The sequence below is a fragment of the Paenibacillus sp. FSL R7-0652 genome (assembly GCF_038595045.1).
Lineage (GTDB): Bacteria > Bacillota > Bacilli > Paenibacillales > Paenibacillaceae > Paenibacillus.
Genome location: NZ_CP152001.1, coordinates 3,772,386 through 3,792,493 on the forward strand (window position 1 = coordinate 3,772,386; position 20,108 = coordinate 3,792,493).

Annotated in this window: 19 protein-coding genes; 4 read left to right on the plus strand and 15 right to left on the minus strand. The window is 37.5% G+C overall.

The genetic code is table 11. From position 1 onward, the window contains the following. Nucleotides 1–14: 14 nt before the first annotated feature. From MKY97_RS16705 to MKY97_RS16715, 3 genes are all read right to left on the minus strand, one after another. A complete protein-coding gene (locus MKY97_RS16705) occupies nucleotides 15–527 on the minus strand; it encodes a hypothetical protein (protein ID WP_342551466.1) in 513 nt (170 codons plus the stop codon). A 128-nt stretch (nucleotides 528–655) separates the two neighbouring features. Then, nucleotides 656–865, minus strand: coding sequence for a DUF896 domain-containing protein (locus tag MKY97_RS16710; protein WP_342551467.1), 210 nt, complete (start codon nucleotides 863–865; stop codon nucleotides 656–658). A 95-nt stretch (nucleotides 866–960) separates the two neighbouring features. Next, nucleotides 961–1,338 carry a LysM peptidoglycan-binding domain-containing protein gene (locus MKY97_RS16715; RefSeq protein WP_342551468.1) on the minus strand — a complete coding sequence of 126 codons (378 nt, stop codon included), beginning with the start codon at nucleotides 1,336–1,338 and terminating at the stop codon, nucleotides 961–963. Nucleotides 1,339–1,644: 306 nt separating this feature from the next. Between MKY97_RS16715 and lexA the strand changes: the two genes are divergently transcribed. Continuing rightward, entirely contained in the window at nucleotides 1,645–2,271 is a 627-nt protein-coding gene (lexA, locus tag MKY97_RS16720; RefSeq protein WP_056689962.1) for a transcriptional repressor LexA, read from the plus strand. A gap of 170 nt (nucleotides 2,272–2,441) precedes the next feature. On the opposite strand, the gene MKY97_RS16725 is transcribed toward lexA, so the two are convergent. From MKY97_RS16725 to MKY97_RS16780, 12 genes are all read right to left on the minus strand, one after another. Further along, nucleotides 2,442–3,743 (minus strand): aldehyde dehydrogenase, encoded by a 1,302-nt coding sequence (locus MKY97_RS16725; RefSeq protein WP_342556367.1) that lies wholly within the window; start codon nucleotides 3,741–3,743, stop codon nucleotides 2,442–2,444. 296 nt (nucleotides 3,744–4,039) lie between these two features. After that, the gene (locus MKY97_RS16730; protein WP_342551469.1) at nucleotides 4,040–4,369 is read right to left on the minus strand and encodes a hypothetical protein; all 330 of its coding nucleotides are present in this window, start codon (nucleotides 4,367–4,369) and stop codon (nucleotides 4,040–4,042) included. Nucleotides 4,370–4,501: 132 nt separating this feature from the next. Continuing rightward, nucleotides 4,502–5,083 (minus strand): hypothetical protein, encoded by a 582-nt coding sequence (locus tag MKY97_RS16735; protein WP_342551470.1) that lies wholly within the window; start codon nucleotides 5,081–5,083, stop codon nucleotides 4,502–4,504. A gap of 166 nt (nucleotides 5,084–5,249) precedes the next feature. Next, the gene (locus MKY97_RS16740) at nucleotides 5,250–5,387 is read right to left on the minus strand and encodes a hypothetical protein (protein ID WP_342551471.1); all 138 of its coding nucleotides are present in this window, start codon (nucleotides 5,385–5,387) and stop codon (nucleotides 5,250–5,252) included. Between the two features lie 1,544 nt (nucleotides 5,388–6,931). Further along, nucleotides 6,932–8,110, minus strand: a complete 1,179-nt coding sequence (locus MKY97_RS16745; RefSeq protein WP_342551472.1) for an MFS transporter — start codon at nucleotides 8,108–8,110, stop codon at nucleotides 6,932–6,934. Between the two features lie 67 nt (nucleotides 8,111–8,177). Beyond that, nucleotides 8,178–9,008 (minus strand): MerR family transcriptional regulator, encoded by an 831-nt coding sequence (locus MKY97_RS16750; protein WP_342551473.1) that lies wholly within the window; start codon nucleotides 9,006–9,008, stop codon nucleotides 8,178–8,180. 199 nt (nucleotides 9,009–9,207) lie between these two features. Continuing rightward, on the minus strand, nucleotides 9,208–10,323 hold the full coding sequence (locus MKY97_RS16755; RefSeq protein ID WP_342551474.1) for an FAD-dependent monooxygenase: 1,116 nt from the start codon (nucleotides 10,321–10,323) through the stop codon (nucleotides 9,208–9,210). Between the two features lie 98 nt (nucleotides 10,324–10,421). After that, a complete protein-coding gene (locus MKY97_RS16760; protein WP_342551475.1) occupies nucleotides 10,422–11,000 on the minus strand; it encodes a TetR/AcrR family transcriptional regulator in 579 nt (192 codons plus the stop codon). A 272-nt stretch (nucleotides 11,001–11,272) separates the two neighbouring features. Then, nucleotides 11,273–12,703 (minus strand): glycoside hydrolase family 1 protein, encoded by a 1,431-nt coding sequence (locus tag MKY97_RS16765; RefSeq protein ID WP_342551476.1) that lies wholly within the window; start codon nucleotides 12,701–12,703, stop codon nucleotides 11,273–11,275. Between the two features lie 31 nt (nucleotides 12,704–12,734). After that, on the minus strand, nucleotides 12,735–14,165 hold the full coding sequence (locus MKY97_RS16770) for a 6-phospho-beta-glucosidase (RefSeq protein WP_342551477.1): 1,431 nt from the start codon (nucleotides 14,163–14,165) through the stop codon (nucleotides 12,735–12,737). A gap of 29 nt (nucleotides 14,166–14,194) precedes the next feature. Further along, on the minus strand, nucleotides 14,195–16,138 hold the full coding sequence (locus MKY97_RS16775) for a beta-glucoside-specific PTS transporter subunit IIABC (protein WP_342551478.1): 1,944 nt from the start codon (nucleotides 16,136–16,138) through the stop codon (nucleotides 14,195–14,197). Between the two features lie 105 nt (nucleotides 16,139–16,243). Beyond that, complete coding sequence (locus tag MKY97_RS16780; RefSeq protein WP_123067279.1) at nucleotides 16,244–17,086, minus strand: PRD domain-containing protein; 843 nt, start codon at nucleotides 17,084–17,086, stop codon at nucleotides 16,244–16,246. A 370-nt stretch (nucleotides 17,087–17,456) separates the two neighbouring features. Here MKY97_RS16780 and MKY97_RS16785 point away from each other — a divergent pair, with 370 nt between their 5' ends. The 3 genes from MKY97_RS16785 to MKY97_RS16795 are packed head-to-tail and all read left to right on the plus strand — an operon-like array spanning nucleotide 17,457 to nucleotide 18,703. Next, entirely contained in the window at nucleotides 17,457–17,798 is a 342-nt protein-coding gene (locus MKY97_RS16785) for a multidrug efflux SMR transporter (protein WP_248064771.1), read from the plus strand. Between the two features lies 1 nt (nucleotide 17,799). Beyond that, nucleotides 17,800–18,111, plus strand: a complete 312-nt coding sequence (locus MKY97_RS16790; RefSeq protein WP_123067281.1) for a multidrug efflux SMR transporter — start codon at nucleotides 17,800–17,802, stop codon at nucleotides 18,109–18,111. A gap of 13 nt (nucleotides 18,112–18,124) precedes the next feature. Further along, a complete protein-coding gene (locus MKY97_RS16795; RefSeq protein ID WP_342551479.1) occupies nucleotides 18,125–18,703 on the plus strand; it encodes a TetR/AcrR family transcriptional regulator in 579 nt (192 codons plus the stop codon). The last annotated feature ends 1,405 nt before the right edge of the window (nucleotides 18,704–20,108 follow it).

Consider the following 20,108-nt stretch of genomic DNA (forward strand, 5'->3'; position numbering starts at 1 on the left):
CCTTTATACATTAATTACTTATCAATGGTTTCCACGGTGATCTGGTGAGCTTTTGCAAATTTCATCAATCGCTCAGTCATTGCTTCTGTATCGTAACGATTTAACAACTTGGTAAAAACCCATCTTTTTCCGCGGCTGTTATGTTCAATGACAACCGTGCCTGGTTCAAATCTGAACTTGATAATATCATCAACGCCAATGGAGCGCTCGCGGTTCCCCTTCGTTGTAATGATCCGGCTGCTGCTGATTTTAATGTAAGGACGTCGAAGCATAAAAATAACAGCCAGAAATACATAAAGCAGCATCGTTACCCAATCCCATGTGGTCATTGGAGCTTTAACCAAAAAAGTACTCATGAACAGATACAGAAACGCCAAACCAATTAGAAAGATAGGAAATAACAAGCTTCTTCCTTTGTAAATATCTTCACCTGGATTTCCCGAAATAGGTTGACCGCTTTTTTTACGCTGTTGATTCAATTGCTTAGAATTTTTCCGAACCGTTCTCTCGAACGAACGCCGCGACATGTGAATCCCCCTTATGTGTCTTGTATCGGCTTACATAACTCGGTGTAAGCTCTTATCCCCCTATAGTAAGCATCCCAAATAGCATGAAGAAACCTAAATATCATAACGATATGTTTAGGTTTCTATAATTAATGTTTGAGTTTGCCTTGGTGGCCCTGACCATTCTCGTCGTCAACAATTTCAATTGAATCGAGCTGCTGTCTGAAATTGTTACGAATATTACCCAAATAAATTTCTCTCAACTTGGCACGTTCAGTAAGTTCTTCCTCTGACAGTCCAGTGGATTTCTGCTTGCGAGCCAATTCGTTAATACGTGCTACCAGACTATCAATATCCAAGCTTGTCCCCTCCAAAATTACAAAGTCATAATAACTTTGACATGATAAAGGCAGCTTGTCAAGTTGGCGCGCGGTAATGCACGATCAAATGCATTTTATTTAGCAAACTGAGGTAATACCAAAACCTGTCCTGTCTGAATTGTTGCTGATTCCAGTTGGTTCACCTTTTTAATTGCTTCTATATATACACGCGTATCCATCGTAGTTGGTTTATGCTCCACAGAAATACTCCACAACGTCTCCCCCTGAGATACAGCGATCTTTCCTCCAGGAAGCAGCTCTTTCTCATTACCAGCAAATACGGTTAGAACAGTACTGCAGCCTATCAATATAATTAATGAAGCAATAGCTAATTTGATTAACCCCTGCGAAAGTTTGAATCGTGATATTAATGTTCTAAATTGCCCTATGTTAGACCTCACAGCTTTCGAATTCACCGGTTCATAAATGCTCTGATAAGTTGAATATCTCATTTTGCATCCCGCCTCCAAACGTTTGTTCCTATCTGTTGAAAACAATATAACACGAACACCTGTTTTGTTCAACAACTTTTTTAGAACAATTGTTCGCCCTTTTTTCGACATTAAAACGTCATTAATCCGAAATTAACATACGCATGATTAAGACCTTGCCCTCAAATTTAACTCGAGTATCCACAAAAAAAGAGTAAAATGAAGAAATCACTGAAATAATGCGATTTCTTTAGAACTTATGTTTGTACGAACGGAGGTTCTATGTTATAATTTTCCCAAACGTTACTAAAATGGGGTTGATACGGTATGTCGAAGATATCCAGCAGGCAGCAGGCTATTCTGGAGTTTATACGAAATGAAGTCCGGTTGAAGGGGTATCCTCCTTCCGTACGAGAAATTGGCGAAGCCGTTGGACTGGCTTCCAGTTCTACGGTCCATGGACATTTGGATCGTTTGGAGAAGAAGGGTTTAATCAGACGTGACCCCACCAAGCCAAGAGCAATCGAACTCTTGAGCCAGGAAGAGTCCGAGCATTCTCATCAATTTGCCCACAGTGTTGCACGAATTCCAGTCGTGGGTAAAGTAACTGCCGGGGTTCCGATTACAGCAACTGAAAATATTGAAGATTACTTCCCGCTCCCTACTCATTATGTAGGCGAACAGAAAGTATTTATGCTTTCCGTTGTCGGGGACAGCATGATTGAAGCCGGTATCGTTAATGGAGATTATGTCATTGTTCGTCAGCAGCAGACCGCAGATAATGGGGATATTGTCGTTGCCATGACTGAGGATGATGAGGCTACAGTTAAGACATTTTATAAGGAAAAAGATCATATACGCCTTCAACCGGAGAATGCAACATTCGAGCCGCTGCGGTTGAAACATGTTAGTATTTTAGGTAAGGTTATCGGCCTTTTCCGCGACATTCATTAAGCTGCCTTTATTTTGATTTAGCTTGCTTCATTTGCTTGATCTTAACTTTAATATGAAAGAGGTTGCCCTGTTTACAGGACAACCTCTTTTTACTATAAATTATTTATCTCCAGCTAGAACAGGACCCTCCAACTTGATAACCCCTTGTATCCTCGTAAAAATCCAATCCATCATTTACTTCGTTTAAGGATGCTTTTGTGGTGTGAAAATACTTCAAAGCTCTGTTTTCCATGATATGAGCCCATTCCGCTCTCTCCTACACCGCCAAATGGCAAATAATGCGAGGTCATATGGGAGAGTGTTTCATTAATACATCCTCCACCAAAGGAAACTTGAGTCAAGACCTGTTCCTGTAAAGCCTCACTCTCCGTAAACAGATACAGCGCAAGTGGTTTAGGCCGACGTACGATCTCATCAAGCATTGGATTAAGATCATTATACGTAAATACTGGTAAAATAGGACCGAAGATTTCTTCCTGCATAACAGGAGAATCCCATGAGATATCCTCAAGAACGGTTGGTTCAATCATAAGCTGATCACGATTTGATCGTCCCCCTATGACAGCCGTGCCATTGGTAAGGAAAGCAGACAAACGATCAAAGTTGCGCGCATTGACAATATGAGGGAAACTCGCGTTCTCCATGACATTCGCGCCAAATTTCTCGGAGATTTCAGCTCTGATCTGTTCAACAAGTTGATCATGCACCTGCTCATGTACCAACAAGTAGTCTGGTGCAACACAAGTCTGCCCCGCATTCAGAAATTTTCCCCGTACAATCCGCTGAGCAGCCAGCTGCAAATCAGCATCCTGATGCACAATAGCCGGACTTTTCCCACCCAGCTCCAAAGTTACCGGAGTTAAATGCTCTGCAGCAGCTTTCATCACAATACGCCCAACACCTGTACTGCCTGTGAAGAAAATATAATCGAATTTCTCATTCAGCAGTGCTGTGCTTGTTTCTACCTCGCCTTCCATAACAGCAATATACTCCTGGGGATATACTTCCTGAATAAGGTCATGGATTAGATGAGATGTAGCCGGTGTAAGCTCTGAAGGCTTGATAACTGCACAATTTCCAGCAGCAATCGCACCAATGAGCGGTCCAAACGCCAGCTGAAACGGATAATTCCAAGGTGCGATGATTAACGCAACGCCGTAAGGTTCTGGATAGATCGTGCTGACTGCATCCGGCATAATCGAACTTGTTGGTACTGAGCGAGGTGCTGCCCATTCCTGCAGATGTTCCAAAGTGAAATCCAGCTCTCCCAGTACGATGCGAATCTCGGACCCATACGCTTCTGCTTCAGATTTATTCAAATCAGTATGGAGCGCGTCCAGAATTCGCTGCTGGTACTTTTCAATTCCTTTTCTCAACCGCTGCAAAGCATCAATACGATATTCCACATTTTTAGTCCGTCCTGTATTAAAAAAGGTGCGCTGTGTATTTACAAGTTGTTTTGCTTGATTCATCATTAACATCCCCAATTAAATTATTTGAAATTATATTGTTCAAAATTTAAATTAATTATATCTTTTATATATGAAACTATCAACATATAATTGAAACATTTCCGATGTAAAAATCTGAAATTTTCCTACTTTTTTTTAAAACGCCCTGCTCTATAGAATTGAATGTTGTTCTTTTTTCTCAGCTTCTGAATAGGAATTGGATGTTCTTAGTCGTTTTAATTGAATGAATGTAAAAAGGACAAGCCATTGTGTGCTCATCCTTCTCTCGTCCTTCATGCTTTGACCTTATCGATGTTTTAGTTCCAGCCTTTCTGTTTTAAGTACTGATCGCCATTGGCGAAAATTACTGCTGTCTCTTTGGTAACCTGCTGCAAATCATGTGCCACAATCATACCACTGTAATCCATAATCGGCCTTTCCATCTTCACAAATACACCGCAATCTTTAACATAGATCTCATCAGGATGTTCAGAATCATACATCAAGCTCGCAGGGACTGATTCCATGGAACTCGAGTAATCGCTTATCTCAGTACGATCATTAGCTTGGATCAAGGATGTGCTGCCTAACAAAATGACACCGAAAGTTAAAGCAGCCAATATTATTAACCTGGATTTTCTGATCATAATTTACCTCCATCGTACTTCATCTAATTTTTATCCGAATATCTTGTATGTTTTGTTAAGTGCTTGGCCGAGGAAGCTTAAGATGTATTAAATTCCGACAAGCTGTTCAAGTCCTTTTTAGATGAAAACTTATTATTTAGATACTTCAGTATCCGGAAGTAATTTTTTGAAAGCTGATTGGTCAAAATCATCGGCTTGAACAAGCCATTTATCATTTTTGTTTACGAGTGTAAGAACTCCCTTCAAGGGAACAACCTGTTTTTCACCGTTTTCTTTCTCAAGCACGAGATCCATTGTGTAGTCCAAATCAACGTAATCCTCTAACTCTTGATAAACTGAGAATTTCATGTTCTCCGGTTTCATTGAAGCTTGTTGTTTGGACGCGGCTCGTAGGACTAGTGATGTATGACTCAGGTGGACAGGTTCTTCTTCGAAATTTCGAGCGAAAAAGGGCTCCATCACCTCGTAGCGTTTAACAGATTCTTCTTCAGACGGAGGATTTTCAGGAATATCACTAATCGTATATTCCTTCAATTTGAATTCCCCAGCTGCTTTGATGTATTTTTCAGTTAGATTTTCTTTAACTGAAGGATCTGTTGGATTCTTCACTTCAGTTCCTAGGTTCTCAGTGACCGTTTGTGAATTTGAACTACAGCCTGCCGCTAAAACAGCTAATATTAAAGATATTCCTAATATCCATGGTAACCTCTTCAATGTTGTTGCACTCCTTTCTATTTCAGGATAATCCTACCATAATTAACGTATTGCATAAAGATTAGATTCATTTTTTAAGAAAGGCTGTATTATTCTGATTTCAACTCTCTCTATATAGCATAAGGTCGCTCAGCAGAAACAATTGAACGTTCTTTAATAAATTTGATTAAAGAAACGTAAGATCAAAAAAAGAAGGCAGCCAATCAACATGATTAGCTGCCGCCAGATCATCTAGGCGAGTAAACTCACGAAAATCCCGATATCCTTGATCGGTCATGACTCTTTCCATGAGCTGACGGTTCATTCCAAATTCTTCAGGAACATCCAAACTCCTCAAGTCTTTCGTAAATGTACATTTTTTCTAATGCTTTAGCATATCTTGGGTAAGACTTTTCCACGATATATTGAATTGTACTCCAGTGCTGGACAAATTCACAATCGTAGAAAATGTTATTCCCGATATCAAGTACACCAAGACCGGTAGCCCCAAATCCTCTTTTCTTGAAGTCAATTTCCAACTGCCTATAAACCTCTTGTTCAAAATAATTTCGAAGATGAGTTCCCCATCTTGCTTCCAATTCTCTAACGTGATGAACTCAAGATGGTGTCGTTTCATGTATTCCCTGAGCAAATTTTCCAAAGGATTCATCCGACAGTTTAGACAAGTATTCTTAACAAGCAAATTGCTTTGCTTTATAAAACTTTCCTTGAATATTCTCTTCAACATGCCGCTGAAGGACAATACGTACAAGCGCCAGCGGATCATATGTAAATATTTAACCATTTTATCATTTCCACCGTTACAGCAGCATAAAAAAACGTATGTTTCTATTTCACGATTTTCTTTCCGATCTCCCAATGCTAACCATTAAAATAAACACATACAAAGGTATTGCTGGAGAAGCGATATTCTAAATCGGTCGGCAATTGAAAGAAAACGAATCCGAATTTGGGCTTTTTTTATTAATTCCCAGCAGGTGTCTCACTTCATATTGCAATCCGTCAAAAGAAAAACACCGTTATCCATGTTCTGGTTAGTGGTGTAATTATATTCAACGTGTTACATTTTTTTAAAGAATAAAAATAACTATTATAGTTATATTGTAATGCGTTACGTTTGAAGTTAAAATTGAATTGCTACTTGTTTTAGTAAATTATATTTTACAACGGACAAGAGCGGTAATACTTTGCCTGAAATAACCGCAGTCTTTGGCGAGAGGGCGGTTATTTCTGTTTCTTACTAATAATTAACACTACAAGTGCAGCAAATGAGATCATAAGGATAAGTGCTTCATAAGTAGACATATTACCACCTCCCCTCATACGGAGGTCAGTTATAGTCCGCTCTTGTCCACTTTACAGTATACATGCGGAAACTAAATTATGGTATAATAAATATTTTGTTAGGGAGTGTCTTCAAACCGTTTAAATGGTTGAAGACACTCCCTACTTTAATAAGTAAAAGAGAACACCTCAGACATACTCTGCTGAATTGTTCTCTCTACACGATGAACTAAATACTATGTAATTTTCAGAAACTTTAATCAATGTCTTGTAAGCAGATTATGTTTTATTTTGGTAAAAAGAAACAAAGTTAGTTTTTACCACCACTCATTTCAATAAAGGTGTGACAAAAACCTATTGTAGTAATCCAAGGGGGCGTTGTCATAATTAATGAGAAAACAAATGTTTTCCTAATTTTAACATAAAAGGCCGTCCTCTGCTCATTTAGAGAACAGCCATTTATATTAAACTTGGGAATTAAGCATTTAAAGCATTACACTACGCTAGACCTAGGCAAAAAATGTGATGATAAGATCAGAGCAATTTAAAGGGTAAGAGGTGAATTTAAACTTGGACTCCAAGAGTTACTTTAGATGTTTTTTTCCAAAATATCGCTAATACGAATCCAAAAGCGATTGTAATAGCCGCTAAATAAAATGGATATGCAATCTCAATATCAAATAAGATCCCACAAATAATTGGGGCTATGACATTGGCTAAGGAGGTAAAGAATGAATTCATTCCACCTACAAACCCTTGGTCTGGTCCAGCTATACTTGCTAAATACGTGGTAACGGCTGGTCGAACCAGATCAAAGAAGATGAACGCCAACATGGTTGATATAAGTACGACGATATAGCTATTTAAAAATGGGAAGGCTGCCGCGTTAATTGCCGACAATAATAACACATATCGGATAAGTTTAATTTCACCCAACCAACGTGTTAATCGTTCAAACAAAGTAATCTGAATAATTGCACCAACAATGGCACCACCAGTAATCGCAATTGCAATATCTTTTGGTGTGAAATTTAATTTCACATCGACAAATAATCCGTAAAAGGATTCAAAACTCATTAATCCGAAATTTGAGATGAAAATAACAATAAAAGCCATTAAAAACATTGGCATTAAAATTTTTTGTAAATTCCCCTTTTTCACCATCTTGGGTTCATATGTTTCTTGTCTTTTAGGCTCACGTAAAATAATCCATGCAAAAACCCCTGCTAAAATCCCCAACAACCCTGCGACATAAAACGGAGTCCGAATACCGAAATCTGCCAAAAACCCTCCGGCGCCTGGTCCAATGATTAAACCCGTACTGATTGCTGCCGACATATATCCGTATGCTTTGGGCCTTGTTTCGTCTGTAGTGATATCAGCAATAAATGCAGATACCGCTGGCATAATGAATGCCGCACTAATCCCACCTAAGGCTCTTGAGATGTATAGTACAGTGACATTATCTCCGATGGCGAATAGCAGCTCTGATCCACCGAATATAAGTAGACCGATTACAATCATTATTTTTCTACCAAAGTAATCTGTCGCTTTCCCTGTAAGGGGCGAAGCAATTAATTGGGTTAAAGCAAACATGGCTGTTAATAAACCAACCGTCTTTCCACCAACGTTTAATTCGACCATTAATTTCGGGAAAACAGGAATAACTAATCCGATTCCCATAAAAGCAATAAATAAGCTCCCTAATAAAATGGATAATACTAATTTTGAATTCCTATCCAAAACAATTCCTCCTTTAAAGTACCTATCAAACACTTTAAAGGTTATAGTTAATGTAAGGTCAAGGAGATTATTTTAAAATTTTTACTTTTAATTCAATATCAAAACATGATGCATTATTCATTTTGAAATTTAACGGATAAAAATACTCATAGATATGAGAAGCAGCGTTTAATTTATGTTTTTCTACATAGTTTCTCAATTTATTGTACATCTCCATAAACTCATCTGAATGAATTGCGAATGCAATTACCGCATATTCACCGGCTTCTAATGTAATCCGCTCTATATTACTTGGTAAATACTTATCCTCAATCTCAGTTATAACAGGTATAAAAATGCTATCATATTTAATTTCTTCATAGGACTGATAGGATTCAAATGGAAAAATGCCTCCAAATATAGTTTGCTTATTGAATTGCTCATGGGATTGAACAATATTATTCAGCACTTGACTCCATACGCCTATTTCAGAAGATTCTCTAATGGTTATTTTCAGTAAATTTTGCTTCTCAAATGTTTTGATGTATACTTCTTTACTTGCAGACTCTGTATATTGTTGTGTGAAATTTTGCTTCATTATTTGCAAGTTCTTTTGAACTTCGTTAATTTGTCTGATTTTATCCTCAAGTACATCTTCTTGTTTGCTTAGAAATCGAAGTAGTTCCTCCGGTGTATAGGTTTGAACTTCTTCTATTTGATTAAGAGGTACGCCTAAAAATTTAAATGCCTTGATTAAATTAGCGTCTAATATTTGACTTACACTATAGTATCGGTAGTTCGTTTTCGGATCGACTTTCACCGGTTTTAACACACCATTCTGATCGTAAAAATGGAGTGTTCGACTAGGAAGATCCGTTAACTTCGAAAACTCTCCGATGGTTAAATATTTCCGTAACATATATTACAAAACCCCTTTATCTTTGAGTATTCGTTCATTTTTATCAAAATAAAAGCCGCTATATCATAGCGACTTTTATTGATTTGGTAGTATAATAGGTGCTTTTGTAACCTACCAGATTGATTAGATGGCTAACATGTTGAGTAAATTAGTGCATGTTACAGTCTGTAGGTGCTTGATTTTATATATTAGAACGTACTTATTCCCATGTAATTTTGTATTCATTAATCTTTTTATCCATATTGAACTCCATGTGTTTGTTCAGGAACAAAGCATTTAATTCTTCTGTCCTTTTTCTTCGGTCCTTTTCATAATAGTAAAACGCATCCCGGTAATCATGGTCTCTTAAATTTTTTGCTAAAACCATGGCATCTTCAAGGCTGTATGAAGCTCCTTGACCTACAAAAGGATTAGCTGTATGCACAGCATCCCCAACCAGAACAACGCGCCCTTTTGACCACGTAGTTAAATTCTTCACTTCGTGAATACTTCTTGCGAAAATCTGCTCTGTGTTTTCAACAATTTTAAACAGATTGTTCGTGACTTTCCAATCTTTCATCATTTTATTTAATAACTCTCTGATCGTTTGTGTGGAGGCTTTTTCAAAATCTTTTGTTGGTAGTTTCTCAGGAGCTATTGAGAATGCTTGCCATAAGATATTCATCTTGTTTGTAGGGTGCGCTTTGCCAAAGACAAAGGACAGATTCTCGTCGTAGTACAAATAACCACTTGATTCATCCCATTCGAAATCATCAACATACGATACCCCCTGCAGTCCCCACATACCGCTATAATCCAATTTAGCGTCAGATGCTACGGCTTCTCTCGTTTTAGAAAAAGTTCCATCTGCCCCGACAACAATATCACCTTTGACAGAGGTTCCATCTTCAAAAAATGCTTCAACTGATTTTGAACTTTGATTTACTGAAATCAACTTTTTATCATACTTGATTTCGATTCCTTGACGCTGAGCTTCCTCCAAGAGGACTTTAACAATGTTGGATCTCATGACATTGATCATTGGGGATTTATAGTGCTTTTCATTGTAGTTATTTGTTATTGATTCAACTTCATTTTCACTATTTATTTGATAAATACTTTTAATAATCGTTGAATTTGAAATAACTTTGTCTTTACATCCGATCTCAGCTAAGACATTTACACCGTTTGAAGTAAGTAAAAAACCAGCTCCCTTTTCTAATTCAGCTGTTCTACCTTCATAAATGGTGCTTGCAATTCCTGCCTTTCTCAAGAATAAAGCTGTGGCTATCCCAGCTACACCACTTCCGATAATAATGACATGATTGTGATTCATTATTTCGCCTCCTTTATTTTACAGACAGACCGTTCGGTCTAATCATAATACAAAAAAAATTAAACATCAATTTTATTTTTAATTTTGAAAGAATTTTGTTAATTTACGCCCTTCAAGAAAATATCTATGGCTTTTTTGTTATAATTATTCTCTTTTACTTCAATATCATCACTATAATGTTTATAGTCATTACTTATAAATAACAAGGACATAAGAAAATATCCTAACAATTTTGGATCTTCAACTGGATTAATTTGTTTTGCCGCCTGACATTCTTTAATAATATTAACAAAAAAATCAAGATATAACTTGTCTATTTCCTTGATTTTTTCCGTGATCTCATCTGATTTAAAAGCACTACTGTAGAACTCTGCGGTTGTTTTATGATAATAAAGGTTCCCCCTAGACTTGGCTATATAATCTGCAAGAACATATAAAATATGATCAGAATCAGCCTGTGTATTTTCAACTTCCTGTTTCCAATCTTCTAGCCATTGATTAGCATCCTCTTCAAGGATGAAAACAAAGAGATTTTCTTTATTTTTAAAGTGATGATATAAATTACCCTTACTAGATTCCGAAGCTTCAATAATTTGGTTCATTGAAGTTTCAGAAAACCCTTTGGTGTGAAATAAATTCCTGGCTGCTGTTATGATTTTTTTCTTCTGTTCGCTCATCGTAATACTCCTTATGTTTATTAACAATTATTATAGTAATATAATGCGAAGTTATTATCAAAAGTCCATTTAGAGTTGTGGTGTATCTTTCATTGTAATCTAATTCTTTTGATATGAATACCATGCAGCTGCTTGTTTATATAAAAGGGCTGAATTCAGTGTTCATTCTTCAAGTAGGAAACCGACTAGAAAACAATATATGCCCATACAACTAGGAAAAAGCAAAACCAAGACAGGTTACAATGCTACCTGCCTAAGGTTTTGCCTATGAATTATAATTTCTCGGTAACTCCTATAAGATTTGCACCATTGGTTCTAATCACTTCTTTGTACCAATGGAAGGACTTTTTCTTATACCTCTCCAGTGTTCCGGAGCCATCATCGTTACGATCTACATAGATGAAGCCATAACGTTTCTTCATCTCTGCTGTAGACGCACTTACGAGATCAATACAGCCCCAAGATGTATATCCCATTACTTCTACACCATCCTCGAGAGCTTCTCCAACCTGTACCAAGTGGTCATTCATGTATTGAATACGGTAATCATCTTTGACAGTCTTATTACCGTCTTCATCCGTAATCAGCTGATCGATCGCACCTAGACCATTCTCAACAATAAACAATGGTTTTTGATAACGATCCCAATATTTGTTGAGAGTTAAGCGCAAGCCTTGAGGGTCAATCTGCCAACCCCATTCACTTGCTTTCAAGTATGGGTTCTCGATACCTGCAAACAGATTCCCTTGAGTCTCCTTACCCTTCTCTGGATCGCCGCTCTTACAAATACTTGAATAATAACTGAATGAGATAAAATCTACGGTATGTTTGAGAATTTCCTCATCCCCATCCTCAAACTTAATATTAATGTTTTTGGCTTTGAAATAACGATTCATGTATTTCGGATAATAGCCACGTGCATGAATATCCGCAAAAAGATCATTTTGCTGCTCTGCTTGCATCGCTGCGACAACATCGTCTGGATTTGGCGTGAGCGGATATGTTGGCATGCTCAGCACCATGCAGCCAATCTTCGCATCTGGCATAATCTCATGGCCCAGTTTAACCGCAAGGGCACTTGCAACAAGTTCATGATGGACAGCTTGATATAAGTCTTGGTCGGAAAGTTCTTCTTTTGGTGTATATATACCACCACTCATGAATGGTTCTTCCACAATAGAGTTGATCTCATTAAACGTTAGCCAGTACTTGACTTTACCTTTATAACGATGAAATAGCACCGTAACATAACGTTCGTAGAACTCAATCATTTTACGATTCACCCATCCATCATACGTTTTGGACAGATGCAACGGCGTCTCGTAGTGTGAAATCGTTACGAGCGGTTCAATACCGTATTTACGGCATTCATCAAACAGATCATCATAAAATTGCAGACCTTTCTCGTTTGGCTCCAGTTCGTCTCCTTTCGGAAAAATACGAGACCAGGCAATGGATGTGCGGAACACTTTAAAGCCCATTTCAGCAAAAAGTTTAACATCCTCTTTATATCGGTTATAAAAGTCGATACCAATCAATTTCAGATTATCCTCGGTGGGACCTTCTGTTCTTGGTGTTGTAACCCCATTTGGCGTTACATCCTGTACTGACAAACCTTTGCCATCGACATTATAGGCTCCCTCAAGCTGGTTAGCTGCTACTGCACCGCCCCACAGGAAGTCCTTCGGAAATGGTGACGCCATATTCATCTATCCTCTCATCATTAAATTAGTGTTACACACTTAAATCTTGACCATTTGACTTAATCACTTTTTTGTACCATTCAAAAGATTTTTTCTTCGAACGCTTCAGTGTTCCTTGACCTTGATTATCTCGATCTACATAGATGAATCCGTATCTTTTTTTCATTTCACCTGTACTTGCACTTACAATATCAATTGGTCCCCAAACGGTGTAGCCAAGCAAGTCTACGCCATCGTAATCTACAGCATCTCGCATTGCACGAATATGCTCACTTAGATATGAAATTCTGTAATCGTCTTCTACATAACCACTCTCATCAGGAACATCTACAGCCCCTAAGCCGTTTTCAACAATGAATAAAGGTTTCTGATAACGGTCATAGATATTATTCATTGTAATTCGTAATCCTAACGGATCAATTTGCCAACCCCAATCACTAGATTGTAAATACGGGTTCCGCAAACTTGGAAATAGGTTTCCTCCTATTGTATCCGTGAGTGTCGGATCAGCACTGACTACGCTGGAGGAATAATACGAGAACCCTATGAAATCAACGGTGTGTTGTTTCAATAACTCTCGATCACCTTCTTTGAATGGTAGAACAATATTTTTTCGTTCCAGTTCTTTAAGGGTGTATGCCGGGTATTCACCCCTAACCTGAACATCAATGAAAAAATAGCTCTGGTTTTCAACCTGTTTTGCTTTCCATACATCTTTTGGATCACATGTTCTGGGATATGGGGCAATGCTAGCTAGCATACATCCCACCATATTTTCAGAGTCTACTTCATGGGCAATTTTTGTAGCTAACGCGCTGGCCACCAACTCATGATGACTGGCTGTAAATTTCACTAATTCCGCATCTTCGTGTTCTTCTATGAACAATCCGGATGATAAAAATGGAGCTTCCAAAACCATATTAATTTCATTAAACGTAATCCAGTATTTTACTAAGCCCTTATAACGTTTAAAGATCACCCTACATAATCTTTCATAGAAATCAATCATTTTTCGGTTACGCCAAGAACCATATTCCTTAACAAGGTGCATGGGAACGTCAAAATGGGAAATGGTCACCAGAGGATTAATATTATACTTTTGACACTCTTTAAATACGTCTTCGTAAAACTGGAGTCCAGCTTCATTTGGCTCCAGCTCATCCCCATTCGGGAATATACGGCTCCAAGCAATTGACAACCGATATACGTTAAATCCCATTTCTGCAAACAATGCGATGTCTTCTTTGTAATAGTGATACATGTCGATTGCTGCTTTGCCAGGGTAAAAATAGTTCTCGTCAAAATCAAACATCTTCGTTTTACCCATAAGAACACTGTCACGGATATCACCTGTTGGACATAAATCAACATTTGCTATGCCTCTTCCGTCCACATTGTAAGCTCCTTCAGATTGGTTAGCCGAGGTTGCTCCCCCCCACAAAAATCCATCTTTGAATCCCATTTCTCTCATCCCCTGTTAAGATAAAATTGTTAAATCAAACCTGTAAGCAAAACATCCCCTGCATTTACTTGTTTTCCTTTAGTCTCAATAATCTCAAGATAACTATCTGTGTTTGTAACGATCATTGGCGTTTCAACCGAATATCCTTCTCTCTCAATTTCGGCAATATTAAATTCAGCCAATTTCTGTCCTTGTTTAACAACGTCTCCTTCTTGTACGAAGGTCTCGAAATATTTACCTTTCAGACGAACCGTATTAAATCCGATATGAATAAGGACTTCCATTCCTTCATCTGACACTAATCCAAAAGCATGTTTTGTAGGAAACAATGTAACAACCTTCCCATCAAAAGGTGCAAATAGTTCCCCGGTCACAGGCTTAATCGCGATTCCTCTGCCCAAAAGTTCTTGCGAAAACGCCTCGTCTTGAACCTCTTTAATAGGAATGACTTCTCCGTTCATCGGACTATGCATCGTATGCTTTTTCTCAGATTTCAACTCTGGTTTGGATTCTGGTGTAGATGATACGTTTATCGTTTTGTCAGAGCTTGGCTTGGATTTATCATCTTTGAACAAGAAAAGTGTTAGTACAAACGAAGCTACCATAGCAAAAACAACACCAATAATACCAATCATGAGGTTCGTGATTCCTGGGTTCTCGGGATCAAACATGGTCATAAATTCAAATATGCCCAGTCCTCCAAATGTAAACTCTCTGAAGTTATAGAAGCCGTAAAAACCGCCAGCAATACCTGAAACAATACAGCTCATGATAAACAATTTTTTTCGCGGTAAGGTAATACCATAAACAATAGGCTCTGTTATACCGAATAGAGCGGATACAGCTGCCGGTATGCCGAGTGCCTTTAAATTTTTATCCTTTGTTTTAAGGATGATGGCAAGAGTAATAGCCATTTGAGAAAACGTGGTGGCAAAAGCCATAGTTAATACGTTGTCGAAACCCAGGCTTGTGATGTTGTTAATATAGACGGGGATAATTCCCCAATGCAGGCCAAATACCATAAGAATCTGCCATAGGGATGCAAGTAGAAATCCGGCTACTAATGGGCTCGCATCTCGAACAGCAAATATCCCCTGCGCTATAAGCTCTGATCCGTAGTTTGCCAAAGGACCTATCAGTAAAAAACCTAAGGTTAAAGAAATAAAGACCGTGAGCATCGGTACAATAAAGAATTTGATTACACTTGGAATAATCTTGTCCAACACACGCTGCACTTTTGATGCAAAATATACGACGATGATGACTGGAAGTACAGTTGATGTATAGTTCATACCAATCAACGGAATACCAAACACATCCAAATAGACAGGAGAGCTTATAATTGTACCGCTAAATAATGTATACAGTGGCTCTTTTGTTGCTGCCAAGGTATTCAACTGAATAGCAGGGTAACACATGGCCAGTCCAATGAGAATCCCAGTAAAAGGCTGTACTTTAAATTTATTAGCAGAGGTGTATCCTAAAAACACAGGAAGAAACATAAACAATGCATCTCCCATAGCATTGATGATCATGTATGCTCCGCTATCAGCTGTATAAAGCCCCATCGCGTTAAACAAAATATTAAAACCTTTTAACATACCTGCAGCACACAGAATTCCCAAAATCGGCTGAAATAAGTTTGACACGACATCAATAAAGGCATCAAAGGGTTTCTTCTTTTTGATCTCCTTATCTGTTATTGGGGCAGTTGGTTTTTCGCCCACTTTAGTTAGTTGGGTAACTTCCGAATACACCTCGGAAACATGATTGCCGATTACAACCTGATACTGCCCACCAGAACGCATGACGGATACGATGCCATCCATTTGCTTCAATACTTCATCGTTGGGCAATGAACCGTCCCTTAGTTGAAATCTCAACCGGGTCATGCAATGAGTGAGATCAAGAACATTTTCGGAACCACCCACTGTCTTTACAATTTCCTCGGCCAACTGTTGATATTTTCTCATTTTATTTTCCTCCAAATTTAGCTGAAACAGCTTAGTGAAGGGTTTGGCCAACTTAATGTCACCATCCTGCGTTGCAAGAAACCTCACCTCCTTTAATGAAAACTGCTATGAATTTGTTTTGTGCACAACACGTTGGATGTGAACCGTTAGATACAATTTCTCTTCGTTTGTTAAGTTATACTGGTAGTTATTCTTAATATAAGTTTCGATTTTTCCTACACACTGGTAAGAATTCGGGTGTTTCTCTTTGATCACATCTAATAGATCTGTATCACTCTCACTCTCATGCAAGTTTCCACTGATTAATCGCTGAGCAAAAAACTTCAAATGAGTGACAAATCTAAAAAATGCTACGGATTGTTCATCAAACTCCATTTGAAAAAAATATCTAACTATATCACTGATCTCTTGAATGATTTTGGTCACTCTGTAAATGTCTTGAGTTTCTTGGGGAGTCTCAGCGTTGACAATATGCAATGCAAGAAAACCTGCCTCATCTTCAGGAAATTGAATATCGAAAGATTCCTTAATAAATTGAAGCGCCTTCAAACCAATCTGGAATTCGTCTGCATAAAATCGTTTAATATCCCAAAGCAAAGCATTTCTAAGCGATATTCCTTCTTTATATCGACTTATCGTCGAGAAAATATGGTCACTGAGCGATATATATATACTCTCATTGAGTTTTTTACCTAACGTTAACTTCGCATAGTTTATAATTTGGTCCGCCACTTCAAAATAATCGATAGGAATTTCGGACAGAAGTTCCTGGAATTTCACGAAGGCATCTTTATTAGAAAGTGAATAGATTTTATCTATACTTTGCTGATCCAGACTATCGCCAACCTTCTTCTGGTAAGCGATCCCTTTGCCCATTACAATAATTTCTTGACCCATTTTGTCGTGAGTAACTGCCACATTATTGTTCAAGATTTTGAGGATATTCATCTCATTTCCCCCTATTTTCCAAATAAAAAAGACCTGTCTGCACATCAAAAATAAACGCAACTATGGCGTAAATTAATTTTGATGTGCAAGCAGGTCTAGCTTGTAATTAAACAATCACTATCCTTAACTTACACTTCCATTGTAATCGTGACCTTTTGTTTTAGCAAGAGTGTTTTTTATATTATTTTTTTTATATTATTTTTTTTATATTAGTTTTTTCATTTTACCTACGTTTTATACGTCACTACCTTGTTCAGAATAATACGTCATTTACATATTGCATATAACTTAAATCTGTATTAGGATTAAAAAAAAATCTAACTAACGTTAGTTAGATTTTAAAAATTTTATAAACAGAAGGAGAGTTAATATGGCTTGGCTTTATCTTATTATTGGAGGACTTTTAGAGGTCGGTTGGGCGTTAGGTCTGTCATATTCGGATGGATTCACTAAAATAGGCGTGGTTATACCAACCTTAATACTGATGGCACTTAGTTTTTTTTGCTTCTCCAAAGCCTTAAGTGTTTTGCCCGTATCCACAGCTTATGCAGTTTTCACAGGGTTCGGAGCATTTGGAACCGCAGCAGTTGGAATGCTGTTCCTTGGAGATGAAGTGAGTGTACTCAAAATTTTCTTTGTCATTACATTGATCACTTGCATTATGGGTTTAAAATTTATATCTAATAAGCCTGAAAGAGAGGAAGTTAATTAATATGAGTTGGTTTTTTTTGGTGATTGCAGGCTTGATGGAAGTGGGCGGAGTAATAAGCTTAAAATTCACAGAGGGCTTCTCAAAACTGAAGCCAACCATCCTCTTTATTATTTTTATGCTATCCAGTTTCATCTTTCTATCCGTGTCGTTAAAAGAAGTGCCTCTTAGTATCGGTTACGGCATATGGACTGGTATTGGTGCTTCAGGAAGTGTACTCTTAGGAATGTTCGTTTTCAAAGAGCCTAGAAACATGAGCAAGCTAATCATGGTTGGTGGTATAATAGTAAGTATTGTGGGCTTAAAACTAGTCTAAGGTGGAGAATTTTTTGAATAAAGGTGAAGTAACGAGAAATAAAATAATAACAAGTGCTCTTCATTTATTCGCAACAAAGGGTTATGAACAAACCTCTATGAGGGAAATTGCCATTGAAGTGGACATTAAAGCTCCTTCACTTTACGCCTATTGTTCCAGTAAAGAAGAATTGTTTGGAATTGTATGTGACTATGTTACTAATGATTATTTGAATTTTGTACGTGATCAATCAGATGAAATTTCGAGTTTCTCGGTAGAAAAAAAGTTATACACGCTAATGAGATCATTGAATGAATATGTCTACGAGAATGATCTTGGACACTTTATCAATAGATATTTTCTTTTCCCTCCAGATCCATTTAGGGGCACATTTGTTCAACTCTACAAACAGACTGAAGAGGAAATAAAAAAAATTATCGAAAAAGCTATAGACAGTGAACCAGAGAGATTTATACCTGTTAATACAGTTATCGCTTCATTTATGTGTGTTATAGATGGAATGATCTTTCAGATGTTAAACTTTTCACAAGATGAGTATGAAAACAAATTAGAAGAAACTTGGAAAGTATTTTGGAGAGGAATCCAGAAATAAGCTTCAATTGATATGGTGGATTAGACGATGTCCCTGATGCAGTAGGGATAAATAAGCACATGTGTTCTAAAATTACAACTAATCCATATGAACTAAGTATAATTTTGTGTAAAACATAAAAAGCATAACTGATACCATCAGTTACGCTTTTTATACTTTTATGCTAGCTTTCCTTCTCTAACTAAGGCTACTCATCACTTTTAATCCACTGAACTCTTTAACAGGGTTTCTACTCTTTCTAGAAATATGATAACATCTCCTACAAAGATTGAATCTGATTCGATTCTACGCAAAAACATTAATGTAAGCTCTTTTACTTCCTTTAAGGCAAGATCCTTTTTATTTCTCTTGGAAAACTTAATTATATAATGCAAATCAATATTTAATTTACTTATCTTCAAAAAAGGATCATTGCCGTTTGCTGTTTTCAAATCCCTCATCATACTTAAGATAATACCTATCGAACAATAAATCTCTATGAGTTTCCTTGATCTTCTCTTCTCCCGCTTCTCTCTATAATTCTGTCCTATAGTATCGAATATAATAAAAGTTAAAAATGCTTCTTTAATTTTGGGCAAAATCCTATGTACATATTATATTGATTTAATGTGTAATCCTGACCCATCATCTTACCTTCTAATTGCATAGGTTTATAAAATGTAGTCTTAAACATGCTCGCATCAAGAAGCTAGTTCCTCTTAGAATCAATGAATTAGCTTCTTGTTCGTCAAAAGCGCTCGAATTGGCTAGGTATCATACCCTCGATCGCCCAATACTGGCTTCATCATCAGTTTCATAGCTTGAAGAAATTCATAGCCCTGAACAGAGTCATGAGCTTCACCGCCCGTTAATTCAAAACGAAGCGGATTGCCTAACGCATCAACACGGCATTTATTTTAGTACTCAACCCAACACAGGAACATATGATCTCTTTCTTTGTCCCCCTTTTGCGCCAGACCCATGCTAATGAAAGAGCCCGATTGTGGCACATCAATAATGACTCTTCTCTCATCGTTTTCCTTGGCGACATACTACAGCACCTCATCCCAAATTCCTGCTTTCTGCCGGCTGCGGCGCCTGAACGTGCAATCCGTAGTATTGAATATAACATGCTTTTGATTGTCTAGTGCAAGGACGTGATTTTCGTTTAGGTGTAAACATATATTGGATTCACTAGCACTGTTGGATATTTAAATATGATCATAAAAAATGACTTATTTACACAACAAGGAAGGTCCAATTCATCTTTTAGATTTTATAGTCCCTAATTATTGGAGCAATATTAAGTGGAACTTGAGAATCGTTCGTCCGCACCAAAATAATCAAATCCTCCCTACTACTACTTTTCAAAAATATCGGGAGTGTTCCTTCTGACCTGTATCGCAACTGATTGAGATGTATAAGA

Bases quoted from the DNA above. Each gene is read 5' to 3' on its own strand.
- MKY97_RS16740 (WP_342551471.1), bottom strand. From the start codon at position 5,387: ATGAACCGTCAGCTCATGGAAAGAGTCATGACCGATCAAGGATATCGG.
- lexA (WP_056689962.1), top strand. From the start codon at position 1,645: ATGTCGAAGATATCCAGCAGGCAGCAGGCTATTCTGGAGTTTATACGA.
- MKY97_RS16730 (WP_342551469.1), bottom strand. From the start codon at position 4,369: ATGATCAGAAAATCCAGGTTAATAATATTGGCTGCTTTAACTTTCGGT.
- MKY97_RS16785 (WP_248064771.1), top strand. From the start codon at position 17,457: ATGGCTTGGCTTTATCTTATTATTGGAGGACTTTTAGAGGTCGGTTGG.
- MKY97_RS16725 (WP_342556367.1), bottom strand. From the start codon at position 3,743: ATGAATCAAGCAAAACAACTTGTAAATACACAGCGCACCTTTTTTAAT.
- MKY97_RS16765 (WP_342551476.1), bottom strand. From the start codon at position 12,703: ATGGCGTCACCATTTCCGAAGGACTTCCTGTGGGGCGGTGCAGTAGCA.
- MKY97_RS16790 (WP_123067281.1), top strand. From the start codon at position 17,800: ATGAGTTGGTTTTTTTTGGTGATTGCAGGCTTGATGGAAGTGGGCGGA.
- MKY97_RS16755 (WP_342551474.1), bottom strand. From the start codon at position 10,323: ATGAATCACAATCATGTCATTATTATCGGAAGTGGTGTAGCTGGGATA.
- MKY97_RS16775 (WP_342551478.1), bottom strand. From the start codon at position 16,138: ATGAGAAAATATCAACAGTTGGCCGAGGAAATTGTAAAGACAGTGGGT.
- MKY97_RS16760 (WP_342551475.1), bottom strand. From the start codon at position 11,000: ATGAGCGAACAGAAGAAAAAAATCATAACAGCAGCCAGGAATTTATTT.
- MKY97_RS16780 (WP_123067279.1), bottom strand. From the start codon at position 17,086: ATGAATATCCTCAAAATCTTGAACAATAATGTGGCAGTTACTCACGAC.
- MKY97_RS16715 (WP_342551468.1), bottom strand. From the start codon at position 1,338: ATGAGATATTCAACTTATCAGAGCATTTATGAACCGGTGAATTCGAAA.
- MKY97_RS16750 (WP_342551473.1), bottom strand. From the start codon at position 9,008: ATGTTACGGAAATATTTAACCATCGGAGAGTTTTCGAAGTTAACGGAT.
- MKY97_RS16705 (WP_342551466.1), bottom strand. From the start codon at position 527: ATGTCGCGGCGTTCGTTCGAGAGAACGGTTCGGAAAAATTCTAAGCAA.
- MKY97_RS16770 (WP_342551477.1), bottom strand. From the start codon at position 14,165: ATGGGATTCAAAGATGGATTTTTGTGGGGGGGAGCAACCTCGGCTAAC.